Raw genomic sequence first — 13,946 nt, 5'->3', positions numbered from 1 at the left:
CTCGGGGAAGACGAATGGAATTCGTGCTCTATCTGCTGTTGGGCGCCTGCGCCGGTGTGCTGGCCGGGCTGTTCGGCGTGGGTGGCGGCATCATCATCGTGCCGGTGCTGGTGTTCAGCTTCACCCTGCAAGGCTTCGACGCGTCGGTGCTGACTCACCTGGCCGTCGGTACCTCGCTGGCGACCATTGTCTTCACCTCGATCAACGCCGTGCTCGAACACCATCGCAAGGGTGCGGTGCAATGGCCGATCTTCGCCTGGATGACCCTCGGTATCCTCATGGGGGCCGGTATCGGCGCCAAGACCGCTTCGCTGATCCAGGGCCCGCAGTTGCAGAAGATCATCGGCGTGTTCGCCCTGATCATCGCCGCGCAGATGGCCCTGGACCTCAAGCCCAAAGCCAGCCATGACATCCCTGGCAAGCCGGCATTGATTGGCGCCGGCGGGGTGATCGGCTGGGCCTCGGCCATCTTCGGCATCGGTGGCGGCTCGCTGACCGTGCCGTTCCTGACCTGGCGCGGCCTGCCGATGCAAAAGGCCGTGGCGACCTCATCGGCCTGTGGCCTGCCGATCGCCCTGGCCAGTGCCTTGAGCTTCATGCTGCTGGGCTGGCACGAGCAACACCTGCCGCCCCACAGCCTGGGGTTCGTCTACCTGCCGGCGCTGGTCGGCATTGCCGTGACCAGCATGTTTTTCGCGCGCTTTGGCGCGCGCCTGGCGCACAAGCTGTCGCCACGCCTGTTGAAACGCCTGTTCGCAGCCTTGCTGTTCTGCGTCGGCCTCAGCTTTCTGATTTGAATCAAGAGGAAGTTCCATGCTGCCTTACCCGCAGATAGACCCCGTGGCCGTAGCCCTCGGGCCACTGAAAATCCACTGGTACGGCCTGATGTACCTGGTCGGCATCGGCGGTGCCTGGCTGCTGGCCTCGCGCCGGCTCAACCGCTTCGACCCGACCTGGACCCGCGAGAAACTCTCAGACCTGGTGTTCTGGCTGTCGATGGGCGTGATCGTCGGTGGGCGCCTGGGTTACGTGCTGTTCTACGACCTGCATGCCTACCTGGCCAACCCGACGCTGATCTTCGAGGTGTGGAAGGGCGGCATGTCGTTCCACGGCGGCTTCATCGGTGTGATGCTGGCCGCGCTGTGGTTCGGCAAGCGCAACAACAAGTCGTTCTTCGAGCTGATGGACTTTGTCGCGCCGCTGGTGCCGATCGGTCTGGGCGCCGGGCGTATCGGCAACTTCATCAACGCCGAGCTGTGGGGCAAGCCCACCGACGTGCCATGGGCGATGATCTTCCCGCCGTTCAGCGACCCGGCCCAGCTGCCGCGCCACCCCTCGCAGCTGTACCAGTTCGCCCTGGAAGGCGTGGCGCTGTTCGTCATCCTCTGGCTGTTCTCGCGCAAGCCGCGGCCAACCATGGCGGTTTCCGGCATGTTTGCGCTGTTCTACGGCATCTTCCGCTTCATCGTGGAATTCGTCCGTGTGCCCGACGCGCAGCTCGGTTACATCGCCTGGGGCTGGCTGACCATGGGTCAGATTCTCTGCGTGCCGATGATCCTGGCTGGCCTTGGCCTGATCTGGTGGGCTTATAATCGCAAACCCACGGCGAAACCCGCCTGATTATTCCCACGGCAGGGGTGATCCCCCTGCCGTTCTTGTTACAGGTAAGCCATGAAACAGTATCTGGACCTGGTCCGCGACGTCATCGAGAACGGCACGCTGCAGGGCAACCGCACCGGCATCCGCACCATCAGCCTGCCGGGCGCCATGCTGCGTTTCGACCTGCAGAAGGGCTTTCCGGCCATCACCACGCGCAAGCTGGCATTCAAGTCGGCGATCGGCGAGATGGTCGGCTTCCTGCGGGGCGTGAAGAACGCCGGCGAATTCCGCGAGCTGGGCTGCAAGGTCTGGGACCAGAACGCCAACGAGAACGCCCAGTGGCTGGCCAACCCGTTCCGCCAGGGCCATGACGACCTGGGCGAGATCTACGGCGTGCAGTGGCGCCAGTGGCCGGGCTACAAGCGCATCCCGCTGAGCAACCCGGCGGCCATCGAAATGGCCGAGAAGGCGGGTTTCCGCCGCATCGCCCAGGACCAGGAGGACGGCGTGGCGTTCGCCATCCTGTACAAGGCCATCGACCAGGTGCGCCAGTGCCTGGACACCATCGCCAACGACCCGGGCAGCCGGCGCATCCTGTTCCATGGCTGGAACTGCGCCCAGCTCGACGAAATGGCCCTGCCGCCCTGCCACCTGCTGTACCAGTTCCACCCGAATGTCGAGACCAGGGAAATTTCCCTGACCCTCTACATCCGCTCCAACGACCTGGGCCTGGGCACGCCGTTCAACCTCACCGAGGGCGCGGCGCTGCTGTCGCTGTTCGGCCGCTTGACCGGTTACACCCCGCGCTGGTTCACCTACTTCATCGGTGATGCCCATGTGTATGAAAACCACCTGGACATGCTCAACGAGCAGCTCAAGCGCGAGCCGCTGGAAGCGCCGAAGCTGGTGATCAGTGACCGTGTGCCGGAGTTTGCCAAGACCGGCAAGTACGAGCCGGAGTGGCTGGAGAAGATCGAGCCGAGCGACTTCAGCCTGGAAGGGTATGAACACCATGCGCCGATGACGGCGCCGATGGCGGTCTGATAGTTTTGTTTGCCTGAGCTGGCCTATTCGCGGGCAAGCCCGCTCCCACAGGGATCACCAGAAGCCTGAGATTGTGATGTACCTGTGGGAGCGGGCTTGCCCGCGAATGATTCAGGCTCAATGCCCGTGGCTTCGGCCGACATGGGAATGCTCGGTTTCCGGCACCGATACCGCCCCGTTCGTCTCCAGTTGCTGCAAGATCGCGCATTCCGCCCCCTGCGCACTGCAGCGCCGCCGCAGCTCCACCAGCTGCTCCTGCAACGCCACCAAGCCATCGATCCGTGCCTGCACATGCTCGATATGCTCGTCGATCAGCGCATTGACGCTGCCGCACGCGTCGTCGGGGCTGTCGCGCAGGCGTAGCAGGCTGCGGATCTCGTCCAGGGTCATGTCCAGCGTTCGGCAGTTGCGGATGAAGGTCAGCCGCTCGACGTGGGCCTGGGTGTACTGCCGGTAGTTGCCCTCGCTGCGCGCAGGCGCCGGCAGCAGTTGTTCACGCTCGTAATAGCGGATGGTCTCCACGGCGCAATCGGTGGCTTTGGCCAGTTCTCCGATCTTCATCACGAAATCTCCAGCAAGTGGCTTGACCCTATAGTGGCTACAGGGTGTTCACTTGGCAACAGGCTCTATTTAAGGATGACCCCATGAACCAGCCTGTCAGCCACGAACACAAGCATTCTCACGATCATGCCCATGGCGATGATGACCATGGCCATGCCGCCCACGGTCACAGCTGCTGTGGCGCCAGCGCCGCGCCCGCTTTGCTGCAACTGAGCGAGAAGGCCAGCAGCCATGCCCAGCTCAGCCGCTTTCGCATCGACGCCATGGACTGCCCCACCGAGCAAACCCTGATCCAGGACAAGCTGGGCAAGCTGGCCGGCATCGAGCAGCTTGAATTCAACCTGATCAACCGCGTGCTTGGTGTGCGCCATACCTTGAACGGTACCGGTGAGATCGAACGCGCCATCGGCAGCCTGGGCATGAAGGCCGAGCCGTTGGCCGCTGAAGACGACGGCAGCGCCGCCGCGGCGCAGCCGCACACGACCCGTTGGTGGCCGCTGGCTCTGTCGGGTACTGCCGCGATCGCCGCCGAAATCGTGCACTTCGCCAGCCTCGCGCCGCAATGGCTGGTTGCCGTGCTGGCGCTGGCGGCCATCCTCGGCTGTGGCCTGGGCACCTACAAGAAGGGCTGGATCGCCCTGAAGAACCGCAACCTCAACATCAACGCGCTGATGAGCATTGCCGTGACCGGCGCCGTGCTGATCGGCCAGTGGCCGGAAGCGGCCATGGTCATGGTGCTGTTCACCATCGCCGAGCTGATAGAGGCGCGCTCGCTCGACCGCGCGCGCAATGCCATTGGCGGGCTGATGCAGCTGGCCCCGGACATGGCCACGGTGCAGCAGGCCGACGGCCAGTGGCATGAGGTGGACGTACGTGAGGTAGCTATCGGTGCCTTGGTACGGGTGCGCCCGGGCGAACGCATCGGCCTGGATGGCGAAGTGATCAGCGGGCAGTCCAGCGTCGATCAGGCGCCCATCACCGGCGAAAGCCTGCCTGTGGAAAAGGCCGCCGGCGACAAGTTGTTCGCCGGTACCATCAACCAGGCCGGTGCCTTGGAGTACCGCGTGACGGCGGCCGCCGGGCAGTCGACCCTGGCGCGCATCATCAAGGCCGTCGAAGAAGCACAGGGCGCGCGTGCACCTACCCAGCGTTTCGTCGACCAGTTCTCGCGTATCTACACCCCTGCGGTGTTTGCCGTGGCCTTGGCGGTGGCAGTGATTCCGCCGTTGTTCATGGCCGGTGCCTGGTTCGACTGGGTGTACCGTGCGCTGGTACTGCTGGTGGTGGCTTGCCCGTGCGCGCTGGTCATCTCTACCCCGGTGACCATCGTCAGTGGTTTGGCCGCTGCGGCGCGCAAAGGCATCCTGATCAAGGGCGGGGTCTACCTCGAAGGTGGCCGCAAGCTGGACTTCCTGGCCCTGGACAAGACCGGCACCATCACCCACGGCAAGCCGGTACAAACTGATGCCCAGGTTCTCGACCCCCTGTTCGAGGGCCGTGCCCAGGCGTTGGCGGCGAGCCTGGCCGACCGTTCCGATCACCCGGTGTCGGGCGCCATTGCCCAGTTCGCCAAGGCGCAGAACCTGCCGCTGAGCGAGGTCAGCGAATTCGCGGCCCTGGCCGGCCGTGGCGTGCGCGGTGATATCGACGGCGAAACCTACCACCTGGGCAACCACCGGCTGGTCGAGGAGTTGGGCCTGTGTTCGCCGGAGCTGGAAGCCCAGCTGGATACGCTGGAGCGCCAGGGCAAGACCGTGGTGCTGCTGCTCGACCGCTCCGGGCCGCTGGCCTTGTTCGCCGTGGCCGACACGGTCAAGGACAGCAGCCGCCAGGCCATCGCCGAACTGCATGCGCTGGGCATCAAGACCGTCATGTTGACCGGCGACAATCCGCACACCGCCCAGGCCATCGCCGCACAGGTGGGTATTGACCGTGCCGAGGGCAACCTGCTGCCCGCCGACAAGCTGCACAGCATCGAGCAGCTGTACGCCGAAGGGCACCGGGTGGGCATGGTCGGCGATGGCATCAACGACGCGCCGGCCCTGGCCCGTGCCGAAATCGGCTTCGCCATGGCAGCGGCCGGTACCGACACGGCGATCGAAACCGCCGATGTGGCGCTGATGGATGACGACTTGCGCAAAATCCCGGCGTTCGTCAGGCTGTCGCGCCAAAGTGCGGCGATCCTGACGCAGAACATCGTTCTGGCGTTGGGCATCAAGGCGATATTCCTGGCGATCACCTTTGCCGGCATGGCCACCATGTGGATGGCGGTGTTCGCCGACATGGGCGTGAGCCTGCTGGTGGTGTTCAACGGTCTGCGCCTGCTGCGCAAATGAGGTCCTGCAATGCTGAGTGCCGAGCTCAAAGCCTTCTACATGGTGGCCCGCCAGGGCAGCATCACCCAGGCGGCGAAAAAGCTCGGGCTCAGCCAGCCGACGGTGACCACGCAGATCCGCAACCTGGAAAGCCACTATGCGGTGGAGCTGTTCTACCGCGGTGGCCGGCGCCTGGTGTTGAGCGAGGAGGGCGCGCGCCTGTTGCCGATGGTCAAGGCACTGCTGCAGCAGGAGGCCGACATCGAGTTCGAATTGCGCAACAGCGGCCAGGCCCAAGGCAGCTTGCGTATTGCCGCCACTGCGCCGTACTACATCCTCGACCTGGTGAAGATCTTCCGCGAGCGCCTGCCCCAGGTCGAAGTGGCGGTGGAGATCGGCAACTCGCAGCAGGTGCTGGAGATGCTCGAGGACTATCGGGTGGATATCGCCGCTTCGTCGCAGCTGCTGGAGGATGCGCGGCTGGTACGGCGGGTGCTCGGCACCGACCCGCTGGTGGTGGCGGTACACCGCAATCATCCGTTGGCCCATCGCCAGGCGGTAACCATCGATGTGGTGGCAGGGCATTGCCTGCTGATGCGCGAACAGGGTTCGACCACGCGCAAGCTGACCGAACAGATGATGCTGGATGCCGGGGTCAGGGCCGGCGCGTTGCTGGAGATCGGCAGCCGCGAGTCGATCCGCGAGGCGGTGCTGCGCAACATCGGCATCAGCGTGATTGCCCGGCACGAGGTGCCGCACAACCCGGAGCTTCGGGTACTGGCGCTGGAGAATGCGCCGGTGATGCATGAATACCTGTATTGCCTGAAGGAGCGGCGCCAGGCCCGGCTGCCGGCGGCCTTCCTGGGTGTGGCGCAGGAAGTGGTGGGTTCGCAGTTCTAGATTTTGCGCTGGTTTCTTCGCGGGCAAGCCCGCTCCCACAGGATCTCCACAGCCTTCAGATGATGTGCAGTACCTGTGGGAGCGGGCTTGCCCGCGAAGGGGGCCTCAAGGCCACTACAAAATCTGCCTATACCACTATCACCCGCTTTTGCCAGAAAGCCACAGAACCTTCGCAGAGCCCACCTAGCATGGCCCTCACTTGTTCGATGAGGCCTTGCCATGAACCACGTCACCCCAGGCGCACAGATGAAAGTGCGCGGTATCCACAAGCGTTTCGGCGCCTTCACGGCGCTCAACGACGTGTCCCTGGACATCGCCGCTGGCGAGCTGGTCTGCCTGCTCGGCCCGTCCGGCTGCGGCAAGACCACCCTGCTGCGCTGCATCGCCGGCCTCGAGCGCCAGGACTGCGGGGCGCTGTACATCGGTGAGCGCGACATCTCTGAACTGCCGCCCCAGGCCCGTGACTACGGCATCCTGTTCCAGTCCTATGCGCTGTTCCCCAACCTGACCGTCGAAGCCAACATCGCCTACGGCCTGGCCGGCAGCAGCCGCGATGAGAGCCGTCAACGTGTGGCAGAAATGCTCGATCTGGTTGGCCTGTCAGGTAGCGAAAAGAAGTATCCCGGCCAGCTGTCCGGTGGCCAGCAGCAACGCGTGGCCCTGGCCCGTGCGCTGGCACCATCGCCGTCGCTGCTGCTGCTCGACGAGCCGATGTCGGCGCTGGATGCCCGGGTGCGTGAGCACCTGTGTACCGAGCTGCGCCAGCTGCAGCGCCAGCTGGGCATCACCACACTGATGGTCACCCACAACCAGGACGAGGCCATGCTCATGGCCGACCGAATCGCGGTGATGAACAACGGCCAGGTCGAGCAATATGCGACCCCTCAGGAAATCTACGACCAGCCCGCCACGCCATTCGTCGCCGAGTTCGTCGGCCAGGGCAACTGGCTGCCGTTTCAGCGCAGCAGCGAGAGCCATGCCCAGGTCGGCGCCATGAGCATGCGCCTGGCGACCAACGCGGGTACCGCCCGCAGTGGCCGGCTGTTCTGCCGCCCGGAAGCGATCACGGTGAACCCGGTCGTGCATGAGGAAAACCTGTTCCCGGCCAAGGTGCGTGAAATCACCTTCCTTGGCAACCGCTGCCGCATGAGCTTCGAGCTCAAGGCCCTGCCTGGCCATGCCCTGCTCGCCGAACTGGCGCCTGAAGCCATGCCGCGCCTGGGCTCGCAGGATATCTGGGTGGCCTTGCCGCCGCAGAGCCTGCAGGTGTTTGCCTGAGATGGCCGCGCCCATGTCCCTGCCGCTGACCCAGGCCAAGCTTGCACGACGCGCTGACGTTGCCCTGGGTGACCGCCTGTTCGTCGTCGGTGGCAAGAGCCTGCTGCTGGTCCTTCTGCTGCTGGCCGTGGTGATGCCGCTGCTGGCCATTTTCTGGAAAGGCTTCAGCGGTGAAGCCGGCCAGGGCGGTGGCCTGCTGGCCGCCCGCGAACTGTTCGTCAGCGAAAACTTCCACTGGCTGCTCGGCAACAGCTTATCGGTGGCCTGCACCGTGGCGGTGATCGTGGTGCCGCTGGCTTACCTGTTCGCCTACGCCTTGCAGCGCACGCTGATCCCGGCCAAGGGCCTTTGGCGTGGCATTTCACTGCTGCCGCTGCTGGCGCCGTCGATGCTGCCGGCGATTGCCCTGGTCTATCTGTTCGGCAACCAGGGCCTGCTGCGCAGCCTGCTCAGCGACAACATCTATGGCTTCTGGGGCATTGTGCTCGGCGAGGCCATCTACACCTTCCCCCATGCACTGATGATCCTGCTCTCGGCGCTGTCGCTGGCTGACGCGCGGTTGTTCGACGCCGCATCGAGCATGGGGGCCGGGCCGTGGCGGGCATTTTGCAGCATCACCTGGCCAGCTACGCGTCAGGCGGTGTTCGCTGCGTTCTGCCTGGTATTCACCTTGACCATCACCGACTTCGGCGTACCGGTGGTGGTGGGCGGTGATTATCAGGTGCTGGCGCTGGAAGCCTACAAGGCGGTGGTCGGGCAGCAGCAGTTCGGCCGTGGTGCGCTGATCGGCATGGTCCTGCTTGTGCCGGCGCTGCTCAGCTTCGGCGTCGATGCATGGCTTCGGCGGCGCCAGGGCGAGGCGATGAGTGGCCGAGCCCAGGTGTTCGAGCCCAAGCCGTCGCGCTGCCGTGATGCCTGCTTTTTGGCCATCGTCCTGCTGGTCTGCGCGGCGCTGCTGGTAGTGGTCGGCATGGCAGTGTACTCGTCCCTGGTCACGTTCTGGCCGTACAACCTGACCCTGTCGTTCAAGCACTACCAGTTCGACGACACCGCCGGTGGCGGCTGGCTGGCCTACCGCAACAGCGTGACCATGGCCCTGTGCACGGCACTGATCGGCAGCATCGTGATCTTCACTGGCGCGTATTTGATGGAGAAAACCCAGGGTCAGCGCCTGCTCAACCAGGCCCTGCGCCTGCTCAGCTTCATCCCCATGGCGGTGCCCGGGTTGGTGCTGGGCCTGGGCTACGTGTTCTTCTTCAACCTCGGTGGCAACCCGCTGCACGTGTTCTATGGCGGCATGGCGCTGCTGGTGCTGTGCACCATCGCGCACTACCTGACCACCGCGCAGATGACCGCCGCCACCGCGCTGCGCCAGCTCGACGGCGAGTTCGAGGCTGCCGCGCTGTCGCTCAAGGCGCCGCTGTACAAGCACTTCGTGCGGGTCACCGTGCCGATCTGCCTGCCGGCGCTGCTGGACATCATCCGTTACCTGTTCGTTTCGGCGATGACCACGGTGTCGGCGGCGATCTTCCTCTACAGCCCCGACACCCTCCTTGCCGCTGTCGCCGTGCTGAACATGGACGATGCCGGCAACGTTGGCGGCGCCGCCGCCATGTCGACCCTGATCCTGCTGACCAGCGCCGCCGCCTCGCTGCTGCTGGCCGCTGCTTCCCGCGGCCTGCTGCGCCGCTCCCAGGCCTGGCGCCAGCGCGCCTCTGGCCATTGACCGACTGCCCACACTGATAGGAAACGCATCATGTTCAAGCCCCTTGCACTTGCCGCTGCCGTATCCGCCGTCTTCAGCCTGCAGGCTTCGGCCGCCGCCACCCAGCTGACCGTATACACCGCCCTGGAAGCCGAGCAGCTCAAGAGCTACAAGCAGGCCTTCGAAAAGGCCAACCCGGACATCGAGATCAAGTGGGTGCGTGATTCCACCGGTATCATCACCGCCAAGCTGCTGGCCGAGAAAGACCGCCCGCAAGCCGACGCGGTCTGGGGCCTGGCTGCCTCCAGCCTGGCCATCCTCGACCAGAACGGCATGCTCGAAGCCTACGCGCCGAAAGACCTGGGCAAGATCTCCGCGAACTACCGCGACGCCGCCAACCCACCCGCCTGGGTCGGCATGGACGTGTGGGCCGCGACTATCTGCTTCAACACCGTCGAAGCCGAGAAACAGGGCCTGAGCAAGCCGGTGAGCTGGCAGGACCTGACCAAGCCGGAATACAAAGGCAAGATCGTCATGCCTAACCCGGCCTCGTCCGGCACCGGCTTCCTCGACGTCAGCGCCTGGCTGCAGACCTTCGGCGAGCCTCAAGGCTGGGCCTACATGGACGCTTTGCACCAGAACATCGGCCAGTACGTGCACTCAGGCTCCAAGCCGTGCAAGCTGGCGGCGGCGGGTGAGTTCCCGATCGGGATCTCGTTCGAGTACCCGGCCGTGCAGCTCAAGCGCCAGGGTGCGCCGCTGGAGATCGTGCTGCCGAAGGAAGGCCTGGGCTGGGAGATCGAGGCGACCGCCGTGATCAAGGGCTCGCCGAAGGCTGACGCGGCCAAGCGCCTGGCTGACTTCTCGGCAAGCCCGGCGGCCATGGAACTGTACAAGGACAACTTTGCCGTACTGGCCGCGCCAGGTATCGCCAAGCCGCAGACCGAGCTGCCGGCCGACTATGAACAGCGCCTGATCAAGAACGACTTTGCCTGGGCCTCGAAGCACCGCGACGAGATCCTGACCGAATGGCGCAAGCGCTATGACGGCAAGTCGGAGAAAGTGGCACAACAATAACAAGCCCAGGAGTGAAGCCCATGCCTACGCCAACCCAGACCATCGACACGCTGTTCTCCTTGTATGAGCAGCATGGCAGCGATGACTACATCGGCGAAGCCATCAATCAGCTCGAACACATGTCCCAGGCTGCGCAGCTGGCCATGGCTGAGGGTTTCGACGACGAGGTGGTGCTGGCGGCGTTTTTCCACGACATCGGCCACCTGTGCGGCGGTGACGCCAGCATGGGGGGCTATGGCGTGGTCAGCCATGAGCGCATCGGTGCCGAGTACCTGCGCCGTTGTGGCTTCGGTGAGCGCATGGCGCGGCTGGTGCAGTATCACGTGGAGGCCAAGCGTTACCTGACCTTGCGCCAGCCGGGCTACTACCAGCGGTTGAGCGAGGCGAGCCGGCGGACCCTGGAGTTTCAGGGGGGCGTGATGAGCGCGGACGAGGCGGATGTGTTCGAGCGGGATCCGCTGTTCGTGGTGAGCTTGCGGATGCGCGAATGGGACGAGATGGCCAAGGAGGTCGGGGTGCCGGTGATGGATCTCAGGGTGCTGAAGGGCAAGGCACTGGCCTTGCTCTGAGTATTGCCTGTACTGGCCCTTTCGCGGGCAAGCCCGCTCCCACAGGAACTGCGCAGCTTTCGAATTCTGCGAGATCCCTGTGGGAGCGGGCTTGCCCGCGAAAGGGCCAGACCTGCTGAATCAGATCTGTGAAACCAGCGCTTCCAGCTGCTCCTGCCGCTCAGCCTGATTCAGCTTCGCCCCGGGGTTAAGGGTTGACCACTGTGGATGCGCCCGCGCCTTGCTCAACGCCTCCGGCAGCTTGCCTTCTCGCCAAGCCTTTTCATCCACGGCCCCCAGCTTGATGCTGTCCTGCGCCGCATGCCCCCTGCCTTCCAGCGCCACCATCAGTTGCTGCTGACGCAATGCCAGCAGCCGCAGCACCGTGTCATCCACCGTCAGCTCACGCTGCCCCTTCAGCTTGCCCATGAGCCGTGACCCATAGTTGCGCGCTGTCTGCAGCGCACCACCGGCGATCGCGCCGGCCAACGCTGCCGCGCCGAGGGTCAGGCCACCAACCAACAGGTCAATGCCGGCCCCGGCCGCCGCCCCGGCTGCCACCCCGCTGCCCAGGCGCACCCCCAGCAATTTCAGGGTCTCGGGATTGAACAAGTCATCGCCCCAACGGCCATCCAGCAACGGCAAGTCACCGGCATTGGCATCCTCGCGGCGGAAGGCATACAGCTTGAGCAGTGCCTCGACGCAACGCTGCTCACGCTGGCGTACATCCTGGCGCAAGGCCTCGATGGCTCGCGCCTCTGCGGCAGGTTCGGCCTCGACGCTGCGTCGGCAGGCGGCGCAATCGAGCAGCAGTTCGGCGATCAGCCGCTTGCCGCTGTGCTGGCGCGCCAGGCGCTGGGCCTGCTGGTCTTCGATAAGCCGTTGCAGGGCCGGTCGGGCCTCCTCGAGCAGCAGCGCCAGGCTCTCGTACAGCCGCCGTTCGCCATCTTCCGGCGGCGCCACGCTGTCGAACCGCACCAATGCGTGAAGCCCAAGCCGGGCAAGGGCTTCACGCCATTCCGGCTCGCGGTGCTGGCTGCTGGCGACGAAGTTGAGCACCGGCAACAGTGGTTTGCCGCAGCTGGCCAGCACTTCCAGCTCGTCACGGTACTTGGCCAGCACCGGCTCGCGGGCGTCGATCACGTACAGGCCGGCATTGCTCGCCAGCAACTGGCGCAGCACCTTGGCTTCCTGCTCGAAGCGCTGGCGCGCCTCGCTGCCCTGCAGGAAGCGTGCGAGGCGGGCCGGGCCGTCCAGGCGTTCACCGGGGCGTTCCAGGCGCTCGAGGTAGTCGAGCAGGGCGATGGCGTCTTCCAGGCCGGGGGTATCGTAGAGCTCGAGCAGTGGTTCGCCGTCCACCGACAGCCGCGCACCTTCGACGTGGCGGGTGGTGCTGGGGCGGTGCGAGACCTCGCCGAAGCCGACGTCGCGGGTGAGGGTGCGCAGCAGCGAGGTCTTGCCGACGTTGGTGTGGCCGACCACGGCCAGTTTCAGCGGCTCAGTCATGGCCATGCTCCAGCCAGGTCAGGGGCGAGGTGTCGGCATGGGGCAGGCCGAGGCGATCGAGGGCGTCGTGCCAGTCGCCCAGGCGCTCGGCGTCCAGGGCTTGGCCGGGGGCTGCCTGCAGCAGCCAGATGCGGGTGGCGCCGGCATGGCGAGCCAGCTCGGCGAGCAGCGCCAGGCTGCCGCGGTCGGGCGAGCGGCGTGGGTCGCAGGCGATGGCCAGGCGTGCCGGCGGAAAACGGCTGAGCTGCTCGAGCAACTTGTTGCGTGATTCGCGGTTGTCGAGCACGCCAGCGTCGGTCACCGCCTTCGGCAGGGCGGGTGGCCAGGGGCGCTGGTCGTCCAGCTCCAGGCCCACCAGCAGCGCGCCGCTGCTGCCGCTTTCCAGCTGGCCAGCCTGGAATTGCGGCAGCGCATCGGGGGCGGCATCCTGCACGCCGATGCGTTCGCTGCGCGGCATCAGTGCATCGCGCAGTTGCGCGTAGCCGGGCAGGCTGAGGTCCAACGCCAGATGAGCACGGCCCTTACGCCAGCGCCACAGGCACAACCCGGCCAGCAGCAGTCGCGGCAGCAGGCCGTAAACCAGCACCACGCCGAGCAGCCAGCTGGCCCAGGCCTGGCGGGCGGCATCCAGGGCGGGGAAGGTATCGCCACTGGCGCGGATCATGGCTTCGTCTGGCACGGCGAAGCCGAGCAGCGAGGGCAGGGCGCCGAGGGCTTGGGTCAGGTGAATGAAGGGGGCGGGGGCAAGCAGCGTGGTTTCCCAAACGAAGCCGTAGCGGCGGGTCGCCAGCAAGGCCACGAGCATGATCAGGGCGGTGAGCATCGCCAGCAGCCACAGGCTATGCACAAGGGCGCCAAGCAGCCAGCGGTTCAGGCGCTGGCGTTGCAGCAGCACCAGCAGTGCCGGTGCCAGGTGCGCGGCCTTGGCATCGCGGGCGAAGCGTTCACTCAGCCATAACCACAGGCGGCCGAGGCTGGCGCCGTGTTCGCCGCTCAAGGCAAAACCCACGGCCCAGCCCAGCAGCATCAACAGGTTCAGCCCGAGCAGGCTGCCCAGGGCCCAGAACACGTTGACCGGGCGCTGCCCATCGCCCAAGGCGGCGAAGGCCAGGCCTGCGCCGCTGAAAACGGCCAGCAACATCAAGGCCAGCAGCGCCAGGCGTGCGCCCTGCTTCCAGTGGCGCAAGGCCGTAGTCATGCCATCGCGCTCGGCCAGCCACAGCGCGCGGGTTTCGAGGCGTGCCGCCAGGTCGCCGCCCTGCTGGCGGGCGTGGCGGTTGGCCTCCTGGTCGTCCAGGAGGCCGGCGTGTTCCTCGCGCAGGCGTACCGCTTCGGTGAGCCAGCGCTTGTCCAGTGCAGTCGGTGCAGTCACAAGGTCTTCCATTGCGTGGTTCAGGGCAGAAGCATAACCCA

The 13,946-nt window shown here is 65.6% G+C and carries 12 protein-coding genes; 9 read left to right on the top strand and 3 right to left on the bottom strand.

What is annotated here, in order from left to right; genetic code table 11:
* Positions 1-14: 14 nt before the first annotated feature.
* The 3 genes from CAF78_RS14530 to CAF78_RS14520 are packed head-to-tail and all read left to right on the top strand — an operon-like array spanning position 15 to position 2,643.
* A complete protein-coding gene (locus CAF78_RS14530) occupies positions 15-797 on the top strand; it encodes a sulfite exporter TauE/SafE family protein (RefSeq protein ID WP_085676346.1) in 783 nt (260 codons plus the stop codon).
* 16 nt (positions 798-813) lie between these two features.
* On the top strand, positions 814-1,620 hold the full coding sequence (gene lgt / locus CAF78_RS14525) for a prolipoprotein diacylglyceryl transferase (protein WP_079230092.1): 807 nt from the start codon (positions 814-816) through the stop codon (positions 1,618-1,620).
* Between the two features lie 51 nt (positions 1,621-1,671).
* Complete coding sequence (locus CAF78_RS14520; RefSeq protein ID WP_085676345.1) at positions 1,672-2,643, top strand: thymidylate synthase; 972 nt, start codon at positions 1,672-1,674, stop codon at positions 2,641-2,643.
* A gap of 117 nt (positions 2,644-2,760) precedes the next feature.
* Here CAF78_RS14520 and cadR read toward each other — a convergent pair whose 3' ends face one another.
* Positions 2,761-3,204 carry a cadmium resistance transcriptional regulator CadR gene (cadR, locus tag CAF78_RS14515; protein WP_085676344.1) on the bottom strand — a complete coding sequence of 148 codons (444 nt, stop codon included), beginning with the start codon at positions 3,202-3,204 and terminating at the stop codon, positions 2,761-2,763.
* An 83-nt stretch (positions 3,205-3,287) separates the two neighbouring features.
* On the opposite strand from cadR, the gene CAF78_RS14510 reads away from it, so the two are divergent.
* From CAF78_RS14510 to CAF78_RS14485, 6 genes are all read left to right on the top strand, one after another.
* Positions 3,288-5,540 (top strand): heavy metal translocating P-type ATPase, encoded by a 2,253-nt coding sequence (locus CAF78_RS14510; RefSeq protein ID WP_085676343.1) that lies wholly within the window; start codon positions 3,288-3,290, stop codon positions 5,538-5,540.
* Positions 5,541-5,549: 9 nt separating this feature from the next.
* Entirely contained in the window at positions 5,550-6,419 is an 870-nt protein-coding gene (locus tag CAF78_RS14505) for a LysR family transcriptional regulator (protein WP_085676342.1), read from the top strand.
* 219 nt (positions 6,420-6,638) lie between these two features.
* Entirely contained in the window at positions 6,639-7,697 is a 1,059-nt protein-coding gene (locus CAF78_RS14500; RefSeq protein ID WP_085676341.1) for a putative 2-aminoethylphosphonate ABC transporter ATP-binding protein, read from the top strand.
* 1 nt (position 7,698) lies between these two features.
* A complete protein-coding gene (locus tag CAF78_RS14495; protein WP_085676340.1) occupies positions 7,699-9,423 on the top strand; it encodes a putative 2-aminoethylphosphonate ABC transporter permease subunit in 1,725 nt (574 codons plus the stop codon).
* 30 nt (positions 9,424-9,453) lie between these two features.
* Complete coding sequence (locus CAF78_RS14490; protein ID WP_085676339.1) at positions 9,454-10,479, top strand: putative 2-aminoethylphosphonate ABC transporter substrate-binding protein; 1,026 nt, start codon at positions 9,454-9,456, stop codon at positions 10,477-10,479.
* A gap of 20 nt (positions 10,480-10,499) precedes the next feature.
* On the top strand, positions 10,500-11,048 hold the full coding sequence (locus tag CAF78_RS14485) for a phosphonate degradation HD-domain oxygenase (RefSeq protein ID WP_085676338.1): 549 nt from the start codon (positions 10,500-10,502) through the stop codon (positions 11,046-11,048).
* A 120-nt stretch (positions 11,049-11,168) separates the two neighbouring features.
* Here the strand turns inward: CAF78_RS14485 and CAF78_RS14480 are convergent, their stop codons facing one another.
* The gene (locus CAF78_RS14480; RefSeq protein WP_085676337.1) at positions 11,169-12,533 is read right to left on the bottom strand and encodes a GTPase/DUF3482 domain-containing protein; all 1,365 of its coding nucleotides are present in this window, start codon (positions 12,531-12,533) and stop codon (positions 11,169-11,171) included.
* Positions 12,526-13,917 carry a DUF2868 domain-containing protein gene (locus CAF78_RS14475; RefSeq protein ID WP_085676336.1) on the bottom strand — a complete coding sequence of 464 codons (1,392 nt, stop codon included), beginning with the start codon at positions 13,915-13,917 and terminating at the stop codon, positions 12,526-12,528. The genes CAF78_RS14480 and CAF78_RS14475 overlap by 8 nt, the downstream gene beginning before the upstream one ends.
* Positions 13,918-13,946: the final 29 nt, after the last annotated feature.

Source organism: Pseudomonas sp. R28(2017), assembly GCF_002112505.1.
Taxonomy (GTDB): Bacteria; Pseudomonadota; Gammaproteobacteria; order Pseudomonadales; family Pseudomonadaceae; genus Aquipseudomonas.
The sequence above is the reverse complement of the archived record's forward strand: the minus strand, read 5'-3'. Positions and strand labels throughout refer to the sequence as shown.

Bases quoted from the DNA above. Each gene is read 5' to 3' on its own strand.
- CAF78_RS14530 (WP_085676346.1), top strand. From the start codon at position 15: ATGGAATTCGTGCTCTATCTGCTGTTGGGCGCCTGCGCCGGTGTGCTG.
- lgt (WP_079230092.1), top strand. From the start codon at position 814: ATGCTGCCTTACCCGCAGATAGACCCCGTGGCCGTAGCCCTCGGGCCA.
- CAF78_RS14520 (WP_085676345.1), top strand. From the start codon at position 1,672: ATGAAACAGTATCTGGACCTGGTCCGCGACGTCATCGAGAACGGCACG.
- cadR (WP_085676344.1), bottom strand. From the start codon at position 3,204: ATGAAGATCGGAGAACTGGCCAAAGCCACCGATTGCGCCGTGGAGACC.
- CAF78_RS14510 (WP_085676343.1), top strand. From the start codon at position 3,288: ATGAACCAGCCTGTCAGCCACGAACACAAGCATTCTCACGATCATGCC.
- CAF78_RS14505 (WP_085676342.1), top strand. From the start codon at position 5,550: ATGCTGAGTGCCGAGCTCAAAGCCTTCTACATGGTGGCCCGCCAGGGC.
- CAF78_RS14500 (WP_085676341.1), top strand. From the start codon at position 6,639: ATGAACCACGTCACCCCAGGCGCACAGATGAAAGTGCGCGGTATCCAC.
- CAF78_RS14495 (WP_085676340.1), top strand. From the start codon at position 7,699: ATGGCCGCGCCCATGTCCCTGCCGCTGACCCAGGCCAAGCTTGCACGA.
- CAF78_RS14490 (WP_085676339.1), top strand. From the start codon at position 9,454: ATGTTCAAGCCCCTTGCACTTGCCGCTGCCGTATCCGCCGTCTTCAGC.
- CAF78_RS14485 (WP_085676338.1), top strand. From the start codon at position 10,500: ATGCCTACGCCAACCCAGACCATCGACACGCTGTTCTCCTTGTATGAG.
- CAF78_RS14480 (WP_085676337.1), bottom strand. From the start codon at position 12,533: ATGACTGAGCCGCTGAAACTGGCCGTGGTCGGCCACACCAACGTCGGC.
- CAF78_RS14475 (WP_085676336.1), bottom strand. From the start codon at position 13,917: ATGGAAGACCTTGTGACTGCACCGACTGCACTGGACAAGCGCTGGCTC.